Below are 18183 nucleotides of genomic sequence, written 5' to 3'. Positions count from 1 at the left end.
CATGGTTGAACGCCGTCCCTGGCTAGACATCTTCGCTCACGTCATTCTGATCTGCGGGGTCGCATTGGTGGCCTTTCCGCTGTATGTGACGTTTGTCGCCTCCACACAAACCGCCCAAGAGGTCGCTTCCGCGCCCATGTCGCTGCTGCCCGGCGCGCACTTCCTCGAGAACTACACCCGGGCACTGACCAACGCCGGCGTGGGCAATATGCTCTACGTCAGCCTCGTCATGGCGCTGGCGATCTCGATCGGCAAAATCGCGATTTCGCTCTTATCCGCGTTCGCGGTGGTCTACTTCCGCTTTCCCGGGCGGATGTTCTTTTTCTGGATGATCTTCGTCACGCTGATGCTGCCCGTGGAAGTCCGGATCGCGCCGACCTACAAAGTCGTCGCGGACCTGGGCATGCTCGACAGCTACGCGGGCCTGACACTGCCGCTCATCGCATCGGCCACGGCCACCTTCCTGTTCCGTCAGTTCTTCCTGACGGTGCCCGACGAGCTGGTCGAGGCTGCGCGCATCGATGGCGCCGGACCGCTGCGATTCTTCCGCGACGTGCTGCTGCCCCTGTCGCGCACCAGCATCGCGGCGCTCTTCGTGATCCAGTTCATTTATGGCTGGAACCAGTATCTCTGGCCGCTCTTGATCACCACTAAAGAAGACATGTACCCCGTGGTCATTGGCATCAAGCGCATGATCAGCGGCGGCGACAGCGTCACGGAATGGAACATCACCATGGCTACCGCGCTGCTCGCGATGATTCCGCCCGTGCTGGTCGTGATCTTTATGCAGAAGTGGTTCGTCAAAGGTCTGGTCGATACCGAAAAATAACCGTGCTGTCTCCCAAGCAGACAGCCGCTTACGCAGAATACATCTCATGGCAACCCTGAGCTTTCGCAACGTCAAGAAAACCTACGCCGGCAACGTCCCCGTCATTCATGGCATTGATATGGACGTCAAAGACGGTGAATTCATCGTTATCGTCGGCCCCTCTGGCTGCGGCAAATCCACGCTGATGCGCATGGTCGCCGGCCTGGAGACCGTCACCAGCGGCGAGATCCTGATCGACGACAAGGTCGTCAATCAACTCGAACCCGCCGAGCGCGACATCGCCATGGTGTTTCAGAACTATGCGCTTTATCCGCACATGAGCGTGTTCGACAACATGGCTTATGGCTTGAAAATCCGTAAGTTCTCGCAAGACGAGATCCGCCAGCGCGTCGAGGCCGCGGCCAAGATCCTGGAACTGGAAAAGTTGCTCGACCGTCGGCCGCGCCAGCTCTCCGGCGGCCAGCGTCAGCGCGTGGCCATGGGCCGCGCCATTGTGCGCGAGCCCAAGGTGTTTCTGTTCGATGAACCGCTATCGAACCTGGACGCCAAGCTGCGCGTGGCCATGCGTCTGGAAATCATGAAGCTGCATCGCCGCTTGGGCACCACCAGCCTGTATGTGACCCATGATCAGGTGGAAGCGATGACGCTGGCTCATCGCATGATTGTGATGAACCAAGGTGTGCCCGAGCAGATCGGCACCCCGATGGAAGTCTTCGAAAAGCCCGCTTCGATCTTCGTGGCTGGCTTCATTGGCTCGCCGCCGATGAACCTGATCAACGTCGTCACCTCGGCAGACGGCGTCATCACCACCGAGGACGGTATTGCCTTGCAAATCGGCGCTGAACAAGTGCCGGCCCGCGTACGCGGCCGCAAGGTGATCCTGGGCCTGCGTCCCGAACATATCGTGCTCAACCAGCCCGGCATCACCGCCGAAGTCGAAATGGTGGAAACGCTGGGGTCCGAGCAATTGCTGCACGCGCGCTGTGGCCAGTCGTCACTAGTGGTGCGTTGCTCGACGCATTTGCTCGCCAATCGCGGTGTTACACCGGGCGCGCAGATCCAATTGGGCCCGGACAGCCGCCATGCGCTGCACTGGTTCGATCAGGATACCGGCCGACGCATCGACGACTAAGTCGGCGCGGTTTGTCTTCGGCGCGCCAGCGTGCCGAAGACACCCCCAGCCCTACGGCAGGCTCACGACTTCCTGCACCTTTGCCACGCGGGGCAATGGCGCGTTTACCCTCCACACCGCCCGGCGGCGCAATGCCGCCAGTATCTTTAAGCCTTGCTGCCAGTCGCCAAAGCCGCTCTCCGCGTTGATATGTCCGGCGCCTTTCAATATTTCCAACCGACTACCCCAGGCGTGCGCGAACTCCCGCGCCCGCGCGAGCGCACAATACGGATCGTCATCGCTCGCCACCACGACGGATTGAAACGGTAGCGAATGCAGGGGGACCGGGCCAAAGTCGCGTATGCAAGGCGCAGCAGTCGGACGCTCTACATCGGGTGGCGCCACCAATAGCGCACCCGCCACCTTGGCGCGCAGCGGCACGGGCAATGACACCGCCGCCAGACAACCCAGGCTGTGCGCGACCAGCAGTACCGGGCACTCCGCTTGATCGACATAGCGCGCCACCGTCGCATGCCACGTCGCCGGTTCCGGATACACCCAATCCGGCTGCTCGACGCGGTGCGCATGCTGCAGGCATTGCGCCCACCGTGTTTGCCAATGACCGGGACCCGAATTTTTCCAGCCCGGCACGATAATCGGTTGGAATTTCATGTCGTTCATCATGCCGCGCGCACTAAAGACCGTAAACGAATAAATTGCCTTTTGTTTATACGGAATTCGATATAAAACTAGGCAACGGCGGTGTCCCGGCCGCGCTGCACACCGACCCGCGCCACTTTATCGCCGCTAAACGCGCGCAACAGGTCGTAGAGCCGTGGTGTTAGTACCAATCCGATGAGCCGCTGGCTCAAGCGGCGTGAGGTTTCGGGTATCCTTGCTTTCAAGCAGCGGTACACATCCGTCTGACTACGATTGTTGAATTGAGGGAGTTCCACCATGAAACACGTATTTCGTCTGAGCCCTGTGCTGAGCGCGCTCACGCTGGCCGCCGGTATCGCCGCATCGGCGGGCGCGTATGCAGAAAGCATCAAAATCGGCGTCGTCGGACCGACAACGGGCCCCGTGACGCAATACGGCGCCATGGTCCGCGAAGGCGTTGATACTGCAATCGAGATGATCAATGCCGCGGGCGGCGTGGACGGCAAAAAGCTCGAAGCCGTGGTGATCGACGACGGCTGCGAGCCCAAGCAAGGTCCCGTCGCCGCGAATCGCGTGGTCAATGACGACATCGGGTTTGTGGTTGGCCATGTATGCTCAGGCGCGACTATCGCTGCAGCCGACGTCTATAACAATGAAGGCGTCGTTATGGTGACGCCCTCGGCAACCGCGCCCGCGTTGACCGATGGAAAGAACTACGAGTTTATATTCCGCACGATCGGCCGCGACGACCAGCAAGGGCCGGCAGCCGCGAAATTTATTCTAGAAAAAATCAAACCGACCACCGTCGCGGTTCTGCACGATAAACAATCGTACGGTCAGGGCATCGCCACCGCCGTTAAGAACGACCTGGAAAAGGCCGGCACGAAAGTCGTGGTTTTCGAGGGGATTAACGCCGGCGATAGCGATTATTCCGCCGTCATTACTAAGTTGAAATCCAATAACGTGGATTTTGTCTATTACGGCGGTTATCACCCCGAAATGGGCTTGCTTTTGCGCCAGGCGGCCGAGCAAGGCGTCAAGGCAAAATTCATGGGACCCGAGGGTGTAGGCAATCCGGACATCAACGCCATTGCTGGCCCCGCCGCCGAGGGCATGCTGCTCACGCTGCCGGCCGATTTCACGCAAAACCCGGCCAACGCCGAAATCGTCAAAGCCTTTGAAAGCAAAAAACGCAATGCCAGCGGCGCCTTCCAATTAACCTCCTACGCCGCCACACAGGTCATTGCCGACGCCATCAAGGGTGCGGGTACCACCGACCCCACCAAGGTCGCACAGTATTTGCACGCCAATTCGTTCGATACGCCGATCGGAAAAACCTCGTGGAATAAACAAGGCGATCTGAACGATTTTGAATTCCAAGTATTTACTTGGCACAAGGACGGTAGCAAGACGCTGTATAAATAATTGCTGATTGGCTAGCCTAAAGTAAGCGAGATCCGCTTCCCTTTTCGCATTTTCGAACTGGGGAACGGATCTCCTACACGGCATAGACGACAAGGCTGATCGCGCGGCGCACGGTCTTTTTCTAGTTAGCGTATGCCACGGTCGTTACTGCCCGTCACTGGAATTGCTGCGCTGTGCCCTTACCGAGTCCTCGGGGCTCAAATTCCCACACAATTCTCGTCGGCTTTCGCGCGTAAGATTCCATCAAGACGATGCAGCTGCTAATATCCGGGCTTTGTATCTATTTATTACAAACGGGTGATCTGCAATCACCTATTAACAACCACACAGTAGAATCTCGAACTCGCTATCCACGCTTATCATTTCATAATGGTCGATCTACGTTCGCAAACCCTAGTTACGTATTTTCTGTCGAACCGCGCTTGCCATAGTCGTTTGACTGCTTTTGCGGATTTACGTCGCCAATATTGAATTGAGTCGGGCTGGGATGTTCGGCGTTGCTTTAACCTCGGCGCAACGACCCTATCCCAGTTGCGCGGCCAACCCCGCCGCGAAGCCTGTAACCATCAAAGTAACCAGCTTTTCGAGCAGCTGTCGAAGGAAAAACATTTATGGCAAAGCGTGTTGCCGTCGTAGGGCTCTCATTCCGCTTTCCGCAAACGGATTTTGGATCGTTCTGGACGGATCTGCTTGCCGGACGCGATCTGGTCACGCAGGTCGACCCGAGCCGGTGGCAACAAGACGCTTACCTTCATCCCGCCAAGGATCACCCAGGCACCGCCTATACCTTTTCCGCGGGTTCTTTAGGCGACGTTTCCGGGTTTGATGCTCAATTTTTTGGCATCTCGCCGCGCGAAGCCGCGCTGATGGACCCGCAGCAGCGCATGCTGCTCGAATTGTGCTGGGAAGCCATGGAAAACGCCGGCATTGCGCCCTCGCGGCTGCGTGGCAGCGATTGCGGCGTTTATATCGGAATTTCCAGCGCCGATTATTCGTACCGGATGTCCGACGACATGGGGGCCGTGGATGCCTCCATGGCCACGGGCAACACCTCCAGCATCGCGGCCAACCGGCTCTCGTACGTATTCGATTTGCACGGGCCGAGCATGGCGGTGGACACGGCGTGTTCCTCGGCCTTGGTCGCGGTGCATCAGGCCTGCCGCGCCATCATGACGGGTGAAACCACCCAGGCCATCGCAGGCGGCATCAGCCTGCACCTGCATCCCTACGGCTTCATCACGTTCTCCAAGGCGTCGATGCTCTCACCGGAAGGCCGATGCAAGGTGTTCGACGCCTCCGGCGACGGCTATGTGCGTTCGGAAGGCGGCGGCCTGTTTTTACTGAAAGACTACGATCAAGCCGTCGCCGACGGGGACCATATCCTCGCCGTCATCGCCGGTAGCGCGGTCAACACCGATGGGCGCAAATCCGGCTTGACCGTGCCGAACGCGGACGCCCAGATTTCCCTGATGCGCCAGGCGTACGAACGCGCGGGCGTCTCGGTCGATGAAATCGATTACCTCGAAGCGCACGGCACCGGCACCGCGGTCGGCGACCCGATCGAAACCCGTGCGATTGGCGAGGCCTTGGGCCGCCCACGCGGCACGGACGCTCCGCTGCTGATCGGCTCGATCAAGAGCAATGTCGGCCACCTCGAAGCCGCCTCGGGCGTCGCGGGCCTCGTCAAAGCCATCTACTGTCTGCAACATCGCACGGTGCCCGCCACCATCGGGATTAAAACGCTCAATCCGGCGATCAAGTTCGATGAGTGGAATATCTCGGTCGCCACGCAGAATCACCGGTTGCGCCCTAACGGTACCTTGACGATCGGGGTGAACTCGTTCGGCTTTGGCGGCGCCAATGCCCACGTCATCTTGCAGAGCCCGCCCGCGATTAATAACGACCCGGCCGACAAGCTCGCCAACACGGCACCCGTGCCCGTTATCGTCTCCGGCAAAACCACCGATGCGCTTGCGGCGGCGGCACGCAATACGGCCGAGTTTCTGCAACAGCAGCCGCCGCGCGCGTTGTATGACATTGCCTACCACTCCGTCATGCGACGCGAATGGCACGCCGAACGTGCGGTGGTATATGGGAACGATAGCGAGCAGATTGCTCAGGCTCTGTTGGCCTTCGCCGACGGCACTGCCCCGCGCTATAGCGTGGCTTCCGGCAGCGCGGTCCCGGCTGCGCAAGGGCCAGTCTTCGTCTTCTCTGGCAACGGTTCACAGTGGGAGGGCATGGGCCGTCAACTGCTAGCCGACCCCGTCTTTGCCGAGGCCGTGCACGAGGTCGATACCCTCTTCTCGCCCCTGGCTGGCTATACGCTCGGCGAGGAACTTGCCCGCAGCGATAACCCCAACCGCTACGCGCGCACCGAGATCGCGCAGCCCGCCTTATTCGCGATTCAGGTGGGTGTCACCCGCATGCTCGCACAGCGCGGCATCGTGCCAACGGCGGTGATTGGACATAGCGTAGGCGAAGTCGCCGCGGCTTGGGCATGCGGCGCGTTGACGCTTGCCGATGCGGTCAATGTCATCTTCCACCGCAGCCGCCTGCAGGGCATGACCAAAGGCCAGGGTTGCATGACCGCGGTCGGCATCGACGGCGGCGAGGCCTTGGCCCTGCTCACCGAACTGCAGCTAGCCGACGCCGTTTGCGTGGCCGGCTACAACAGTGCACGCGGCGCGACCCTCGCTGGCGATCCGAACGCCATGGCGACGGTGGAAGCCGAACTCGCAAATCGTCAGGTGTTTTATAAACGCCTGGATCTGGATTACGCCTTTCATAGCAACGCGATGGACGGCATCGAGGGCGAGTTGCGCGTTGCGCTTGCCTCCCTTGCCCCCGTCGCCAGCCGCATACCCTTTATTTCGTCGGTGGACGGCAAAGCGTTGTCCGGCGACCAACTCGATGCGGACTACTGGTGGCGCAACGTGCGAGAACCGGTGCGTTTCCATCAAGCCATCGACTCACTCGTCGCGGACGGCGCGAACGTATACATCGAAGTCGGGCCGCATCCCGTCCTGCGCTCCTACGTCAACGATGGCCTTAACGCAGCTGGCATCAAGGGCCGCGTATTAATGACGGCCAGCCGCGGTAATGATGACCCGGCTCGCATCCATGACGTGGCCGGCCAGGCGTTGCTCAGCGGCGCTCAGGTGGTCTGGAACAGTCTGTTCCCCTGGGCCGGGCGCCATGTCGCCTTGCCAGCGTATCCTTGGCAGCGCGAACGCTACTGGCACCCTGTCACCGCCGAGTCGCTGGGTCAGCTACAGCGCGCGAAGGTGCACCCGCTGTTGGGTTACCCGCTAAGCCAACACGAAGGCATTTGGGAAAACCAGCTCGACACGCATCTGTACCCCTGGCTCGCCGATCACGTGGTGGGCGACGCCACTGTGTTTCCCGGCAGCGGTTTCGCCGAGATCGCATTGGCGGCGGCAGAACAGTGGCAGCCCGGAGAATGGCTCGAAATCGAAGAGCTGGAAATCCGTGCCCCCCTGCTAGTCGGCCCCTCCCCGGCCAAGCGCACCCGCATCACCATAGACAGCGCCGACGGCGCGGTACGCATTCAAGCGAAAGACCTGGGCAGTACTGAGCCCTGGACCTTGCACGCTAACGCGCGCATCCTGCGCGAAGCCAGCGATGCGCTGCTGGTGGACGGCGCCCTCAGCCTGCCGGAACGCGCTTACGATTTCACCACCGATAGCCATGCGCTGCTGACTGAAGCAGTCGGGTTGGATTATGGCTCGGCGTTTCGAGCCGTGCAGCACGGCTGGAGAGAATCGGATGACACGGTGCTGGCCGTCTTGAACCCGGCCGCATCGTTACAGGACCATTTGGCGCAAACGCATCTGCATCCCGCGCTGCTGGACTGCACGTTTCAGCTCATCATCCAGTTGCTGCGCGATGACCCGGCGATGAAGCTGGGTGTGGCCTTCGTCCCTGCCAAGATCGGCCGACTCGCCGTACGCGCCTCGGGCGGCGTCCCGCACTACGCGCGCGCCCGCCTGCTGCGGCGTACGCCCCACTCCATCACCGCGGAGTTCGCGATATACAACGCCGATGGTGAGCAAATCGCCGCGGTGCGCGAGGCACGCTTCAAGAGCATTCGCCTTTCCAAGACGGCTGCCGAAGCGCTGGACTTTGTTGCCGACAGCGGTGTGCCCAGCCCCCATCCCATGGACCCGCGCCGCCATATCAGCGCGCTGGATTCCACGGCCGTGCGCACGGCTTTCAGCGCGTTGGCTGAGACGCTGGCAGCGGAACAGACCCATGCACGCTACGCATTGGAAATCGAGCCTTTGCTCGACAGCCTGTGCGACCACTTCGCCGTGCGCGCACTGAGCAGCCTGGCAGTGAATGGGCGTCATCTATACAACGAGGCGATCGAACGGTTGCGCCAGACCTCGCCCGAGACGGCGCCGCTGCTCGATCACGTGTTGGCGCGCGCCACGGACACCGGCTTGCTGCAGCGTGGCCCGTCCGGATGGACGATTTCCGAACACGATGATAACGATCCCGATGTCATCGATATCTGGAATAGTTTGCTGCGCGAGTACCCTGACTACGCGCAGATCGTGCACGCCGTTGGGCGAGTCGGTCTACATCTGTCGCAGCTGCTTCAAGGGCAGGTGTCGTTGGACGACGTCTCCCCTGCCGAGGCCTCCCTGGGGGCATTGGCGCGCCAGATTCTAGGCGCGCACACCCGCGAGCATATGGGCGCCTCCTTGCAGACGCTATTGGCACGCGCACAAGAAGAGCTTCCCCCAGGCGCGCGTTTGAACGTGCTGGAAATCAGCGCGGTAGCCCCGGCTTTCGCGGTACACGCGTGCACGTCATTGAACTTCGACGTGTCGGATTATCGATTCGTCTCGACACAATCCGCCGCTGTAGAACAGGCAGAGCGCCTGTTAGATGGCTATCCCGACGCCTCCTGTGGCGCGCTCGAAGAGTCTGCGGACTTGCAGCGCCATGTCGACTTGGTGATCCTGCACGCTGACGAATGCAATCCCGATGACGCGTTACGTGTGCAGGAATACGTACGCGCGCGTCTCAAGCAAAACGGGTCACTGCTCGTGATTGGCCATCATCCCGCTGCGTGGCTGGACTTTGTCGCCGGTGGCCGGGCCTCATGGTGGGTAGCGACTGATGCCGACGGTCACCCTGCTTCGTGCCAGTATTCCGCCGACCTGTGGCGTGACATGCTGACGCAGCAGGGGTACGACTGCGGTCCTGTCGTGGACTTTGTTGCTGAATCCTTGAGCGGGCCCTATCTGTTGACCGCCGTCGCTGCGGAAACGGATGCGCCACAAGCCTGCGCATTGCCTAGCACTTCGCCCACGCCGGAAGATTCGCCTGCTTGGCTAGTGCTTTCCGGCGCGAGCGACGCCAGCCATGCGCTCCTACAGCGCCTTTGCGCCTCGCTGTCCGCCGCCGGTCATCGCGTCCTCGTACACAACGACACTGCCCCAGCAGAGATCGACACTGTACTTGCCCAGGCCAATGCGGAACTCGGTCATCTGCATGGCATCCTGCATCTGGACGGTCTCTTTACCGAGGACGACGACGCGGCAACCATGCTGCAAACCCAGGTCCGCCGATGCGCCATCGCCGCCGCCGTAGCGCAGGGCTTGGAACGCAGCCACAGCAAAGCCACGCTCTGGCTCCTGACTGCAGGCGCCGCACAGACGCTGGCGCGCACCGACACCACGACGACCGGCATGTTGAAAGATGCGCCGCTGTGGGGCTACGGGCGCACCATGATGAACGAGGCCGCCCAGTTTGGCGTGCGTCTCCTGGATCTACCGCATACCGAACCGAACGACACGCTGCTAGATGCTCTCGTGCGTGAACTACAGCATCCCGACGCCGAGCACGAAGCAGCGCTCACGGCAGACGGGCATCGTTACGCGCCACGTCTACGTACCGTAGCGCGCCCAGCCGCGCCCACGAACGTGGCGTCACGCGCGGAACATATCAGCTTAGGCTTCGAGTTCCCGGGACAGCTGCGCAACCTTCGCTGGCAGGCATCTGCGGCCACGGAGCCCGCCGACGACCAGTTAGAGATTGAAGTCCGCGCCACGGGCCTGAATTTCCGCGACGTAATGTATGCCCTCGGCCTCTTGTCAGACGAAGCCATCGAAAACGGCTTCGCCGGCCCGACGCTAGGTTTGGAATTCGCCGGCATCGTCAAACGCGTTGGACCCAATGCAGAAGGCGACTATCAACCGGGCGACGCCGTGGTGGGCTTTGGCCCGGCCAGCTTCTCGAACCGGGTTCTGACCAAGGCCAGCGCTATCGCGCCTATTCCCGAAGGAATCTCATTCGAAGCGGCGGCCACGATCCCAAGCACCTTCTTCACGGTGTACTACGCGCTGCATCACCTGGCGCAATTGGAAGAAGGCGAGAAGATACTCATCCACGGCGCCGCAGGTGGCGTAGGGATCGCTGCGATCCAATTTGCCCAAGCGCGTGGCGCCGAGATCTACGCGACTGCCGGTTCGGAAGAGAAACGCGATTTCCTGCGCCTCATGGGCGTTCAGCACATCTACGACTCCCGATCCCTGGCGTATGCGGACGAGATTCTCGCCGATACCGGCGGGAAAGGCGTGGACGTCGTACTGAACTCACTCGCTGGCGAAGCGGTCAACCGCAACCTGCGCGTACTCAAGCCCTTTGGCCGATTCCTCGAATTGGGCAAGCGCGACTTCTACGAGAACACCCGTATCGGCTTGCGCCCCTTCCGCAACAACATCAGCTATTTCGGCATTGATGCCGACCAGCTGATGCAGGAGCGCCCCGCGCTGACACGTCGATTGTTCGGCGAGATGATGGAGCTGTTCAAACAAGGCGTGCTGCATCCTCTGCCGTATCAAGAGTTCGATGCCAACAACGTGGTCGATGCTTTCCGCTACATGCAGCAGGCGCGCCAGATCGGGAAGATCGTCATCACCTATCGCAACGGCATTCGTCACGTACACCATGCTGTTGCTGCGACGTCTCCCCATGGCTTGGCGTTGCCGGCAGAAGCTACTTACCTCGTCACCGGCGGGCTTAGCGGCTTTGGGTTACGCACGGCGCAATGGCTCGCGGAACAAGGCGCCCGCCATCTGGTGCTCGTCAGCCGCAGTGGCCCTGCTTCCGACACGGCACAAGCAGCGATCGCGCAGCTTCAGCACCAAGGCGTAAACGTTTATGCGACCGCCTGCGACGTCACAGATGCGCATGCGGTACGCGACCTGATGCAGTATATCCGGGCCAATATGCCGCCCCTACGCGGCGTCGTCCACGCAGCCATGGTGATCGACGACTGCCTGGTGCGCAACGCGACCGCCGAACAAATCGAACGCGTGCTGGCGCCCAAAGTTGTAGGTGGGAAGAATCTCGACGACGCTACCCGCGACTTGAGCCTCGATTTCTTCATTCTCTACTCGTCGGGCACGACGCTTTTTGGCAACCCAGGTCAAGCGAACTATGTCGCCGCGAACATGTGGCTTGAGGCGTTGGCCCAACAGCGGCGCGCGCATGGTCTACCCGCTACCTGCGTACGTTGGGGCGCCATTGACGACGTGGGCTATCTGGCCCGCAACACTAAGATCAAGGATGCACTGCAAAGCCGCATGGGCGGCGCGGCGCTCGCCTCGGGTGCCGCGTTGGATGTGCTGGAAGCCATGGTGCAAGCAAACGCCAGCGGTCTGGGCGTACTGGAGCTCGACTGGCGCGCCCTGCGCAGATTCCTGCCCAGCGCCAATTCGCCGAAGTTCAGTCTGCTAGCGCGTCGGTACAGCGACGGCGGCGACGATGATGGTGACGCGCGCGATGTTGCGCATCTGTTGGCCACCATGGATGACGAAGCCTTGCATCCCATCTTCGTGGACATGATCAAAGCGGAAGTCAGCGAGATCCTGCGCGTATCGCCTGACAAGATCCACCCCGAGGTGTCCGTCTACGACATGGGGCTGGATTCGTTGATGGGGGTGGAACTCGTCGTAGCGCTTGAGAACCGGTTTGGCATCCGCCTACCCGTCATGGCGTTAAACGAAAGCCCCACCCTATCCCGCCTGGCTGCCAAGCTCATTCAAATGCTGCGCGGGGATGGTGATCACGCCACTCAGGACGCAGTGCTGGCTCAGGTCGAGCAAGTCGTCTCACAGCATACCGATGAGGTCCCTGCCGAGGCCATGGCCAAGTTTGCCGATGAACTAAAATCAGGGAACCTCAACAATAAACGGATGATTCACTGATTGTGAGCAGTAGCAAAAAAGGCCTGCCCGGTTTATCGGCCAGCATCAAAGACAAGCTCATCCAGCAGGCCCTGGAGCGCAAGCTGCGTCAAGCCGGACAGGCGTCGTCCCCGCGGACAATGCTCCAATCGTCTGCGCGGAAGAACGCCATCCCCGAAGAGTTCTACCGCTTCGATCTGCACCCAGGCTATCGCCAGCTGCAAATCATGAATGAAGGCGCCGCCCGCATGGGCGTGCGCAGCCCGTTTTTCAAACTGCATGAAGGCGCCGCAGGCGCCGAGACGCAAATCGGCGGCAAGTCCTACATCAACTTCGCCAGCTATAACTATCTGGGCATGTCCGACGACCCCGTCGTTCAGGCCGCCGCACGCGAGGCGATGGAGCGCTACGGCACGTCCGTATCTGCCAGCCGCCTTGTGTCTGGCGAACGCCCCATCCATCGCGAACTAGAGCGCGCGATTGCCGACCTGTATGAAGTCGATGACGCCATTGCATTCGTCAGCGGACACGCGACGAACGTATCCACGATCGGCTACCTGTTCGGCCCGCGCGACCTGATCGTGCATGACGAGCTGATTCACAACAGCATTCTGCAAGGCGCCCAGCTATCCGGCGCGCGCCGTTTATCATTCGCCCATAACGACTGGGCCGCGCTGGACGCTATCCTCGCGGAACAGCGCCATCAATTCGAACGCGTGCTGATTGTGCTCGAAGGCATCTACAGCATGGACGGCGATTTTCCGGACCTTCCGCGGTTTGTCGAGATCAAGCGACGGCATAAGGCTTTCCTGATGGTCGATGAGGCGCACTCGCTAGGCGTTATGGGCAAGCGTGGGTACGGCATTCGCGAGCACTTCGGGCTGGCCGGCACGGACGTCGATATATGGATGGGCACGCTGAGTAAGACGTTTGCGGGATGTGGCGGCTACATCGCGGGCGAGACGGCGTTGATTGAACATCTGAAGTTCTTGGCACCGGGTTTTCTGTATAGCGTGGGGATGCCGCCTGCCGTGGCGGGCGCCTCTCTGGCCGCGTTGCGACGTATGCTTGAGCTTCCCGAGCGAGTCACTACGCTGCAAGCTCGCGGGAAGTATTTCTTGGAATCGGCTCGAGCCGCCGGTATCGACACCGGGTCAAGTACCGGTTACGCCGTCGTGCCAGCGATTATTGCCAGTTCTCTTAAAGCCGCGCGGCTATCGGCTGCGCTGTTCGAGCAAGGCATCAATGTGCAGCCGATTCTTTATCCGGCAGTTCCGGAAAAATCGGCCAGGCTGCGTTTTTTCGTCTCTTGCATGCACACCGAAGAGCAGTTGCGCCGCACGGTATCGGCGCTAAGCGAGTTGCTATAAAAAACGGCAGGTGATGCGCGAGTTCGCGCTATCCTCACCTGCCGTACCAGCCGTGAAGACACGGCTTTCCTCTCTGCATTCACTTGCGCGAAGGCGCGAAACGCTCCAGCCAGTATTGCGTCGACGGGTCGTGGCTCGACACGGCATCACATTTGCCCTCAGACATCGATTCCCAATCCTTTCGAATGCGGGCGGTAAGGGTCTTGCCCAACTCAACACCCCATTGATCGAACGGATTAATGCCCCAGATAAGCGCCTGCACGAATACCTTATGCTCGTACAGGGCAATTAAAGCGCCCAGCGTATAAGGACTCAGACGCGGCAAGACGATCAGGTTCGACGGACGACCACCCGGATATACCTTGTGCTTGGCCAACCACTTTACGTGCTCGGGATCACCCGTGCCCTCCATTTCCGCAAGCACTTCTTCATACGACTTCCCACGCAATAGCGCCTCGCGCTGTGCCAGGCAGTTGGCGATAAGCTGCTGATGATGCTCGGGCCAGCGATGATCGGCTTGCTGGCACACGATGAAGTCAACGGCAGCGCCATCGCCTTGGTGCAGCCATTGGAAGAACGTATGCTGCGCGTCTGTGCCCGGCATGCCCCACACGGCGGGTCCGGTTGGCACACCTACCGGTTCGCCAGCAATCGTGACCGACTTGCCCAGCGATTCCATCTCCAGCTGCTGCAGATAAGGCACCAAGTGGAACAAGCGTGAGTCGTATACCGAGATATTTAAAGAGCTCAGCCCCAGGACGCTGCGATTTGCGACGCCGGCCAGTGCCAGTTGTACCGGCGCATTGCGCTCGATCGGCGCGGTGCGGAAGTGCTCATCCATCGCATGCGCACCAGCCAGCATCCCGGCCATAACGTCAGTCCCGACGGTCAGCGCGGTTGAGACGCAGACCGACGACCAAAACGAGAATCGACCACCGACCCAGTCCCAGAATGGGAAGATTTGATCTTCGGGCACGCCGAATTCGCGCGCCAGGGCGGGACGAGCGGTGACGGCAACGAGCTGGCGTTCAGGACATTTCACGCCTGAAGCGCGTAGCCATTCCAAAGCGCGGCGCGCGTTCTCCAGGGTCTCTGCCGTCGCGAATGATTTGGAGGCGATTACGACGACGGTCTCGTGCGGATTCAACCCCGCAATCCCGCCTTCGATTGCGTGACCATCAATGTTGGCCACAAAACGAATATCGCGCCAGGTTCCCGTGTATCCGAACGCTGCGACCGTTAAACGCAAGCCCCAGTCGCTCCCCCCGATGCCGATGTGCAACACGTGGCGCCAGCGCCGTTCATTGTCTGCGCGTTGGACGAACTGGAGCAGGCGATTGCGCTCGTGGGCGACTTCAGGCGTGGGCGAAGGCTCGCGCAGCATTGAATGCCAAGCTGCTCGGTCTTCGGTGGGGTTTACCACCCCGCCTTCCAATAATCGCCGGCGCATGCGGGTGAAATCTCGCACCCTTAACAGCGCATCTGAAGCTTTGTTTAGTTCCTCTGAACCCGGCTGAGCACTGAGGTCCACGCAAAGCCCGGCCGCATCGATAACGCGTAACCTCTCCCCTCTACAATCCGCCCGCTGTGTCGCTTCTTCAAATTTCGACCATTCATCCAACTCGGTCACAGATGGTACGTCGGAAGAGCTGGCGTGGAGCATAGGAGGAGCTGAATCTTTCATGTACGAGCAAACGGAGATAGGCGTTCATCGACTTCAGAACCGTGCGCACTGAAAGCGTCGAAGCCTGAAACTTGGAATTTGACGGCTAGAGCGAAGCGAGTCGGCGTGTGGCGTCGCCATCATGCAGCACTCCGATTATGCCGCACGCGCGCGCGCTTGTGTCGATAATTCGAGACGACCCGAGGGAAATCGCACTCAGAAGACTGACCAGAAGGTCTTCCGATTATTTAATTCAGCAACTTTCTGCAATACATACTGCTATAGATCGGCCTGCTGCCCACCGGTACAATCTTGGCACTTTGCAGACAACGGGGTCCGAGCAGTAGGCATGGAAGCTGACACGAAGCGAAACATTCTCTTTTTACAAGGCCCACCGTCAACATTTTGGTGCCAGCTTGCCGACCAATTTAAGGCCGCAGGAGCACAGGTGCGTCGGATAAATCTCTCCATGGGAGACTGGGTTTATTGGCGAAGGAGGGGCGCGGACAACTATCGAGGTCGCTTTAGCCGTTGGGGTGAATACCTCCGGCAATATCTTCTAGAGAATCGCATCACCGATATTCTCTACTACGCTGATCGCCTGCCATATCACGCAGTCGCACGAGAAATCGCCGCATCTCTCGGCGTAGATACTTATGCTGTTGAATTCGGGTATCTGAGGCCTGACTGGGTGACGTTGGAACGCGGAGGGATGGGCGCACTCTCGCACTTTCCAAATGACCCTACGTTGGTGCGAAAGATAGCCCAACGAGTGCCCCCATTTGAACAGCCAACAGAGCACTTCACCCACCGGTTTGGTGTTGAGGCAACCAACGAGGTTACATACAACCTGTTGACGGCCCTGCTGCCCTACGCATATCCATTCTATCGGGCAGATAAGTACTACCACCCGCTTGTGGATTATCTAGCGTGGGTACCAAATGCGCTGTACAAGTTCATGACTGAGCGCAGGCGCTCACAAGCGGTCGAACGCCTCAGCCGAGGGCGCAGACGCTACTGGATGCTAGCACTGCAACTACAAGCAGACTATCAATTACGCTGCAATTCGCACTATCGCCATCAAGCCGACATGATCGAGGAAGTAATCGCATCATTTTCACGAAACGCGCCCCGCACGGGGCATCTCGTCGTCAAGCTTCACCCACTCGACAACGGCATTGAGCGCTGGGAACGCAGAGTCGCGAACGTTGCGGAACGTCACGGAGTAGCAGACCGAGTCCTTGCGGTAAGTAAATGTAATTTGAAGAGGACGATACGGCGGAGCCAAGGCGTAATAACAATAAATTCTACTGTGGGCTTACACAGTCTGCGAGCAGGCACCCCCGTGAAGGTCTTGGGAATAGCTGTCTACGACATCCTCGGACTTACACACCAAGATTCACTCGACACATTCTGGGAGCATCCTGCTCCTATAGATGTTACGCTCCGCGATGCGTTGTTGAGCGCACTTGCCGCGACTATACAAATACACGGCTCGTTCTATCACCCCCGAGGACGCCGCGCAGCCTGTGACGAGATAGTCCGGCGAGTTATGCATAAGGGAGTAAATAACGCCGAGGCATATATTGATCCGCCGCCCAGATTACAATCCGCTCGTGACCGTAACGCACCCATTTTTTCTCCTCTTAAGGGGAGTAATGTCACGCCTTGGACGCGAAAAATCCAATGACCATAGAAGTATTAAATTCTCGCCTATATAGCAATCCTTACCAACGACTTTTGTATTCTGCAATCACTCATAGGTACCGGCCGGCGCTCGGGTCAACAGGAAAGGCTTTGTCACGTCAACGGTCGGGGAAATGCCCCATTTTTCACGTCCACTGGGAGGAGTCAATTTTCTCAGACTGCCGGAATGCAGTGCAGGCAGCAGAGGTACGTCGCAACTATATAAAGCGACTACAGGCCTATCGCGACGTTGGAGGCAAAATTGTCTGGACGTTTCACAATCTTATCCCGCACGAATGCAATTTCCGGCAAACCGTACGCAGACTTCGCAAGGAGTTAGGGCAGCTTTCCGATTTAGTCTTAGTGCACAACGTCGCGTCAATTGCCGAAATATTAAACCAAACGGAGCTAGCCGACACTAGCAGAATAAGAGTTTTGCCTCATCCAGCGTATCTCGACGTATATGAACCAGCAGAAAAAACGATTTCCTTAGCTGGATCGACGCCCGCTCTACCTCGCACTTTAGTTTGCTTTGGTATGGTTCGCGAGTACAAGAATTTACCTAAATTGTTCGACAAGCTACCGCACGATTTCATGCATGCGAATACGCTAGCGCTGCATGTAATGGGCCAGCCGATTCGCACAGCAAGCCTTGGCGACCAATTGCTTACCCTTGCTCAAAATCGCGAAGAAATCCAACTGTTTCTGACGTCGACTCCACAAAACAAAGTAGCGGATACACTTCGCTCATACGCCGGCGTATTGTTGCCATACCACAGGATATTGGCATCCGGAGTAGCAGTGTTGGCATTAAGTTTGGGCATCCCAGTTATTGCCCCGAGGATACCCGCAATGGAAGAATTATTTCCATCATGCGCGCATTCTCTTTTGTACAACCCCAACTCCGACAAAGACCTGAGACGGGCAGTGCTACATCTGGGAGAAATGACCACAGAGACCCGACGTCATATCGCAAAGGCATATTTAAGCCGAGCATATTCGCAACATCCGCAGTTGATAAGCTGCTCTCTCGGCAGTCTATACGACGAAATTCTAACTTAGGTGCCCCCCCCTGTGATCGATCCACCCGGAGATGGGCCGAGGAGGTGGAATGGTAATCCCCCCATTTTTAAACGTCTCGGAAGGTAGAAGCTATGCCGCGATGGCGAGTTTCTGCTTCGGGGTAATCCCGCCGAGCGCCATGTTGGGGCGTT

9 protein-coding genes are annotated in these 18183 nt (G+C 59.2%); 7 read left to right on the top strand and 2 right to left on the bottom strand.

Annotated features, from left to right (window positions below):
• The first annotated feature begins 1 nt into the window (after nucleotide 1).
• Together ugpE and GOQ28_RS12815 are read left to right on the top strand one after the other, a co-directional pair.
• A complete protein-coding gene (gene ugpE, locus GOQ28_RS12820; RefSeq protein WP_160356732.1) occupies nucleotides 2-829 on the top strand; it encodes a sn-glycerol-3-phosphate ABC transporter permease UgpE in 828 nt (275 codons plus the stop codon).
• A gap of 46 nt (nucleotides 830-875) precedes the next feature.
• Nucleotides 876-1961: a sn-glycerol-3-phosphate import ATP-binding protein UgpC gene (locus GOQ28_RS12815; protein WP_160356731.1), complete on the top strand. Its 1086-nt coding sequence runs from the start codon at nucleotides 876-878 to the stop codon at nucleotides 1959-1961.
• Between the two features lie 51 nt (nucleotides 1962-2012).
• On the opposite strand, the gene GOQ28_RS12810 is transcribed toward GOQ28_RS12815, so the two are convergent.
• Nucleotides 2013-2612, bottom strand: coding sequence for an RBBP9/YdeN family alpha/beta hydrolase (locus GOQ28_RS12810; RefSeq protein WP_160356730.1), 600 nt, complete (start codon nucleotides 2610-2612; stop codon nucleotides 2013-2015).
• A 285-nt stretch (nucleotides 2613-2897) separates the two neighbouring features.
• On the opposite strand from GOQ28_RS12810, the gene GOQ28_RS12805 reads away from it, so the two are divergent.
• The 3 genes from GOQ28_RS12805 to GOQ28_RS12795 all read left to right on the top strand — a co-directional run bounded on the left by GOQ28_RS12805 (nucleotide 2898) and on the right by GOQ28_RS12795 (nucleotide 13620).
• On the top strand, nucleotides 2898-4025 hold the full coding sequence (locus GOQ28_RS12805; protein WP_160356729.1) for a branched-chain amino acid ABC transporter substrate-binding protein: 1128 nt from the start codon (nucleotides 2898-2900) through the stop codon (nucleotides 4023-4025).
• A 611-nt stretch (nucleotides 4026-4636) separates the two neighbouring features.
• Nucleotides 4637-12271, top strand: coding sequence for a type I polyketide synthase (locus GOQ28_RS12800; RefSeq protein WP_160356728.1), 7635 nt, complete (start codon nucleotides 4637-4639; stop codon nucleotides 12269-12271).
• A gap of 2 nt (nucleotides 12272-12273) precedes the next feature.
• Complete coding sequence (locus GOQ28_RS12795; RefSeq protein ID WP_160356727.1) at nucleotides 12274-13620, top strand: aminotransferase class I/II-fold pyridoxal phosphate-dependent enzyme; 1347 nt, start codon at nucleotides 12274-12276, stop codon at nucleotides 13618-13620.
• 79 nt (nucleotides 13621-13699) lie between these two features.
• On the opposite strand, the gene pgi is transcribed toward GOQ28_RS12795, so the two are convergent.
• Entirely contained in the window at nucleotides 13700-15283 is a 1584-nt protein-coding gene (gene pgi, locus GOQ28_RS12790; protein WP_160356726.1) for a glucose-6-phosphate isomerase, read from the bottom strand.
• A 142-nt stretch (nucleotides 15284-15425) separates the two neighbouring features.
• Here pgi and GOQ28_RS12785 point away from each other — a divergent pair, with 142 nt between their 5' ends.
• Nucleotides 15426-16973, top strand: coding sequence for a capsule biosynthesis protein (locus GOQ28_RS12785; RefSeq protein ID WP_336603774.1), 1548 nt, complete (start codon nucleotides 15426-15428; stop codon nucleotides 16971-16973).
• A 188-nt stretch (nucleotides 16974-17161) separates the two neighbouring features.
• Nucleotides 17162-18031 (top strand): glycosyltransferase, encoded by an 870-nt coding sequence (locus GOQ28_RS12780; RefSeq protein WP_160356724.1) that lies wholly within the window; start codon nucleotides 17162-17164, stop codon nucleotides 18029-18031.
• Nucleotides 18032-18183: the final 152 nt, after the last annotated feature.

Source organism: Bordetella sp. 02P26C-1, assembly GCF_009763255.1.
GTDB lineage: Bacteria > Pseudomonadota > Gammaproteobacteria > Burkholderiales > Burkholderiaceae_B > Bordetella_A.
The sequence above is the reverse complement of the archived record's forward strand: the minus strand, read 5'-3'. Positions and strand labels throughout refer to the sequence as shown.